At 64.8% G+C, this 4,592-nt stretch carries 4 protein-coding genes; 1 reads left to right on the top strand and 3 read right to left on the bottom strand.

Translation table 11 applies throughout. The features are described from left to right. A partial coding sequence (locus EN969_RS18155) for an acyl-CoA dehydrogenase family protein (RefSeq protein ID WP_206525174.1) occupies nt 1-690 on the bottom strand: 690 nt, incomplete at its 3' end. Between the two features lie 137 nt (nt 691-827). Here EN969_RS18155 and EN969_RS18150 point away from each other — a divergent pair. Next, complete coding sequence (locus tag EN969_RS18150; protein ID WP_063168910.1) at nt 828-1,739, top strand: LysR family transcriptional regulator; 912 nt, start codon at nt 828-830, stop codon at nt 1,737-1,739. On the opposite strand, the gene EN969_RS18145 is transcribed toward EN969_RS18150, so the two are convergent. Both EN969_RS18145 and EN969_RS18140 read right to left on the bottom strand, forming a co-directional pair. Next, nucleotides 1,740-4,067, bottom strand: coding sequence for a Tex family protein (locus EN969_RS18145; protein ID WP_063168911.1), 2,328 nt, complete (start codon nt 4,065-4,067; stop codon nt 1,740-1,742). It abuts the gene before it with no gap. A 127-nt stretch (nt 4,068-4,194) separates the two neighbouring features. Then, a partial coding sequence (locus tag EN969_RS18140; protein ID WP_164758327.1) for a serine hydrolase occupies nt 4,195-4,592 on the bottom strand: 398 nt, incomplete at its 5' end.

The raw sequence follows: 4,592 nt of genomic DNA, 5'->3' as shown, positions 1-4,592 counted from the left end.
TTCCATCACCACTTCGCCGGTGATCGACGCCCGCAGCGACAGCTTGCCGCCGATCTTCGGCGCCGAAAGCCCTTTCATGCCCTTTTCCAGCACGAAGCCACGGATCTCGTCCTTGCCGTTCTCCCCCTTCAGCTTCGCCCAGACGACGAACACATCGGCGACGGGCGCGTTGGAAATCCACATCTTCGAACCGGACAGCTTGTAGCCGTTGGCGGTCTTCTCGGCGCGCGTCTTCATACCGCCCGGGTCGGAGCCTGCATCCGGCTCGGTCAGGCCGAAACAGCCGATCCACTCGCCGCTGGCGAGCTTGGGCAGGTACTTCTTGCGCTGTTCGTCCGAGCCATAGGCATAGATCGGATACATCACCAGCGACGACTGCACTGACATCATCGACCGATAGCCGGAATCGACGCGCTCTACTTCGCGTGCGACCAGCCCATAGGTGACGTAGTTCGCGCCAAGCCCGCCGAATTCTTCAGGGATGTTGATGCCGAGCAGGCCGGCCTCGCCCATTTCACGGAAGATCGCGGTGTCGAAGGTCTCGTTGAGGTAGGCGTCCTCGATCCGCGGCGCCAGTCTGTCGGCGGCGAAGGCGGCCGCCCCGTCGCGCACCATGCGCTCGTCTTCCGAAAGCTGGCCCTCGATCAGGAACGGGTCTTCCCAGACGAATGCGTTCTTGTCGGCGGCCATCGCGTTTCTCCCAACCAATGCATGTCGCTCAAAACGATGACATGCATGAAGCAAAATGTTGGCCCGTTCTATCGGCCTGCGCCTCGAAAAAATCAAACGAAATTGATTCACCGATCAATGATCGTTAGGAATGGATCATGAGTGTCCAACGCCGCCTTTTACCCAACATCAGCGCCCTTGCCGCCTTCGAGGCTGTGGCCCGGCTCGGCAGTTTCACCGCCGCCGCCCAGGAGCTAGATCTGACCCAGGGCGCGGTCAGCCGCCAGATCAAACTTCTGGAAGATCAGTTCGGCCGCCGGCTGTTCGAACGCGACAGCCGCAATGTCAGGCTGTCGACATCGGGCGAGATCTACGCCGAGGCGGTGCGTTCAGCACTTGGGCAATTGCGTGACGCAGCCCTTGGATTGATGAGCAATCGGCATAGTGGCATGCTGAACCTTGCCATTTTGCCGACCTTCGGCACGCGCTGGCTGATGCCGATGATCCCCGATTTCGTCGAAAACAATCCCGATATCACCATCAACTTCGTCACCCGCGTCGGTCGCTTCGACTTCGCCAGGGAGAGGCTTGATGCCGCCATCCACTACGGCCTGCCGGACTGGCCGGAGGCCGACTCGACACTGTTGGTGCGCGAAACCGTGGCGCCGGTCGTGTCGCCCGAATTCCTCGCCGGCCGCGCCATCGCCGCACCGGCCGATATCGGCCGCCTGCCGCTGCTGCACATGGCGACGCGTCCTGGCGCCTGGACCGAATGGTTCGAGCATCAGGGCCTGAGCGCGCCGACCGGACCCGGCATGCAGTTCGAACAGTTCGGCACCGCCGCCCAGGCCTGCATGGCGGGGCTCGGCGTGGCGCTGCTGCCGTTGATCCTCATTGCAGGTGAATTGCAGCGCGGCCAGCTGGTGCCGGCGCCAGGCCAGCCCATGCAAAGCCGCAGTGCCTACTATCTCGTCGTCCCGCACGACAAGCGCGGCCATCCGCCGGTCGCCAGTTTTCGCGACTGGCTGCTGGGCCAGGTCGAGAAGGAACCGGCCGTTCTGGCGTGGTAGCTACTTTCGCTTCAGCGCATTCGCCAAAGCAGCACCGAACGCTCCCTGTTGCGCCGGCCGCTCCGGCTGGCGTTGCTGGGGTGCCGGCGAACGTGGTGCCGGCCTGCCGCCACCATTGTCGCGCGGTCCGCTGCGCGGTGCACCGCCCTCGCCGCTATCCTTGCGCATGGAAAGGGCGATGCGCTTGCGCTTGATGTCGACGTCGACGACGCGCACCTTCACCACGTCGCCGGCCTTCACGACCTCATGCGCGTCCTTGATGAACCGATCGGCCAGCTGCGAGACATGCACCAGCCCGTCCTGATGCACTCCGATATCGACGAAGGCGCCGAAGGCGGCCACGTTGGTGACCGTGCCTTCCAGCAGCATGCCGGGCTTCAGATCCTTGATGTCGTCGATGCCGTCGGCGAAGGTCGCCGTCTTGAAGCCTGGGCGCGGGTCGCGGCCGGGCTTTTCCAGCTCCGCCAGGATATCGCGCACCGTCGGCAAGCCGAAACGCTCGTTGACGAAGACGCGTGGGTCGAGTGCCTTGAGCGCGGCACTATCGCCCATCAACGACCGCACATCGCGCCCGCAGGCAGCGACGATCTTCTTCGCCACACCATAGGCCTCCGGATGCACCGACGAGGCGTCGAGCGGCTCGCTGCCATTGGCAATGCGCAGGAAGCCGGCGGATTGTTCGAAGGCCCGAGGTCCGAGCCGCGGCACCTTGAGCAGGTCCTTCCGGCTGGCGAAGGGCCCGGTCGCATCGCGATGCGCAACGATCGCGTCGGCCAGCGATGCGCCCAGACCTGAAACGCGCGCCAAAAGCGGCGCCGAGGCAGTGTTGAGATCGACGCCGACGGCATTGACCGCGTCCTCGACCACCGCTTCCAGCGAGCGGCCGAGACGGTACTGGTCGACATCATGCTGGTACTGGCCGACGCCGATCGATTTGGGTTCGATCTTGACCAGTTCGGCCAGCGGATCCTGCAGCCGCCGGGCGATCGAGACAGCGCCGCGCAACGACACGTCGAGGCCGGGGAATTCCGCCGCCGCCGTCGCCGATGCCGAATAGACCGAGGCGCCGGCCTCGCTGACGATCACTTTCAGTGGCTTCGGCCCGCCGTCCGCCGGCATGTCGGACAGCATGTCGGCCACCAGCTTTTCCGTCTCGCGGCTGCCGGTGCCGTTGCCGATCGAAATCAGCTCGACCTTGTGCTGGCGGATGAGCTTGGCGAGTTCCGCCTGCGTGCCGCGCACATCGTTTCTGGGCGGAAATGGATAGACCGTCGTCGTTGTCAGCACCTTGCCGGTGCCGTCGACCACCGCCACCTTGACGCCGGTGCGGATGCCGGGGTCGAGCCCCATCGTGGCGCGCGAGCCGGCGGGAGCGGCCAGCAGTAGATCCTTGAGGTTGCGGGCAAAGACGTGGATCGCTTCCTCCTCCGCCCGCTCGCGCAGATCGCGCATCAAATCGAGCGTCAGATGCAGCGACAGTTTTATACGCCAGGTCCAGCCCGCCACCTCCATCAGCCATCTGTCACCCGGAAGGCTGCCGCCGATGGCATAGGCATTGGCGATCATCCGCTCGACCGGCTTCACCGGTGAGGTGTCATCGGCATCGACCTCGATGTCAAGCGACAGCACTTCCTCGTTGCGGCCGCGCAGCATCGCCAGCGCGCGATGGCTGGGCACATTTGCCCAACGCTCGACATGGTCGAAATAATCGGAGAATTTCGCGCCGGCCTCCTGCTTGCCGTCGACCACCCTGGCCCGCATGAAGGCGCGCTCCTTCATGTAGCTGCGCAATTTGCCGACCAGATCGGCATTCTCGGCGAATTGTTCCGAAAGGATGTCGCGCGCGCCCTCGAGCGCCGCCTTGGTATCGGCCACCTCTTCGCTGACATAGGCCAGCGCCAGTTCGGCAGGCACCAATGAGCGGTTCGCCAAGATGGCTTCGGCCAGCGGCCCCAGCCCGCGCTCCCTGGCGATCTCGGCCTTGGTCCGGCGTTTGGGCTTGTAGGGCAGGTAGATGTCCTCAAGTTCCGCCTTGGTGGTGGCGGCGACGATCTTGCCTTCAAGCTCCTCGGTCAGCTTGCCCTGTTCGCGGATCGAGCCAAGGATGGTGTCGCGGCGCGCGTCGAGCTCGCGCAGATAGGCAAGGCGTTCGGCAAGATCGCGCAATTGCGTGTCGTCGAGCCCGCCGGTGACTTCCTTGCGGTAGCGCGCCACGAACGGCACTGTCGCGCCCTCATCGAGCAGTTCGATCGCCGCGGCCGCCTGTTCGGGCCGCGCGCTGATCTCGGCCGCGATGATGGCTGCAATGCGCTTGATGTCGGATGCCATGTCGTTCCTGCTCTCATCCAAAGAGCGGCGACCATAGGCGCAGACCTCCGGCCCGCCAACCGCCGCGCTTCGATCAGCCCGGCGGGTCCACAGGAAAGCGTGCGCCAATGTGGCGATCGCGGCGCGCCTAGATCAGCCGGCTCAGCGCCTCGAAGAACGCGACGATCTCGATATCGAGCGGATCGTCGACAGGCTCCGGCTGCGACGACATCTTGGCGATCACCACTTCGGTCCTGGGATCGACATACAGCCACTGGCCATGAATACCGATGCCGCAATAGGCGCCGTTCTCGTGTCCAGTCTGGTACCATTTGTTGCGGTAACGGCCCTTGGGAAACAGTGGCAGCATCGCGCCGCGCTGCCAGGCGTCCGCACTGCCGCCAGTGCTGGTCGTGTCGCGCACCCAGGCTTCCGGTACGATGCGGCGGCCATTGGCCATGCCACCTTGCCGCATCATCTCGCCGACACGCGCCAGGTCGCGCGGCGTCACCGAAATGCCGCCGGCCGTGCGCGCCGTGCCTTCCA

The sequence above is a fragment of the Mesorhizobium sp. M7A.F.Ca.CA.003.01.2.1 genome, assembly GCF_003998945.1.
Classification (GTDB): domain Bacteria; phylum Pseudomonadota; class Alphaproteobacteria; order Rhizobiales; family Rhizobiaceae; genus Mesorhizobium; species Mesorhizobium ciceri.
This window is presented reverse-complemented; position numbering and strand designations above follow the sequence as displayed.